This is a genomic window from Psychrobacter sp. TB55-MNA-CIBAN-0194 (genome assembly GCF_040309505.1).
In the GTDB taxonomy this organism is placed as follows: Bacteria; Pseudomonadota; Gammaproteobacteria; order Pseudomonadales; family Moraxellaceae; genus Psychrobacter; species Psychrobacter fozii.
This window is the reverse complement of record NZ_JBEOOW010000697.1, coordinates 1-242: the sequence shown is the minus strand read 5'-3', so window position 1 is coordinate 242 and position 242 is coordinate 1. Positions and strand designations below refer to the sequence as shown.

The 242-nt window shown below is 44.6% G+C and carries 1 protein-coding gene; it reads left to right on the top strand.

Features of this window, described 5'->3' with window-relative positions; all coding sequences use genetic code 11:
* Positions 1–52: 52 nt before the first annotated feature.
* Positions 53–242, top strand: a 190-nt coding sequence (locus AAEY75_RS16775; RefSeq protein ID WP_352260294.1) for a hypothetical protein, incomplete at its 3' end; no start/stop codon positions are given.

The following is a 242-nucleotide window of genomic DNA, read 5'->3' as shown; positions in this document are numbered from 1 at the left end:
GCTTTTTTGTGTCTAACAATATTTTCTAAGTCACCTGAGCGGTGATGAAGTCGTGCTTCGTCCCACCACGCATAGAAGTGTATTTCTAAGTCACCTGAGCGGTGATGAAGGCAATCTAATCACATTCTCAATCGGCGCTAATTTTCTAAGTCACCTGAGCGGTGATGAAGCCAATGCTTCAACAGTGCGAATGTCTTTGTTATTTCTAAGTCACCTGAGCGGTGATGAAGTTAGCCTGGCAG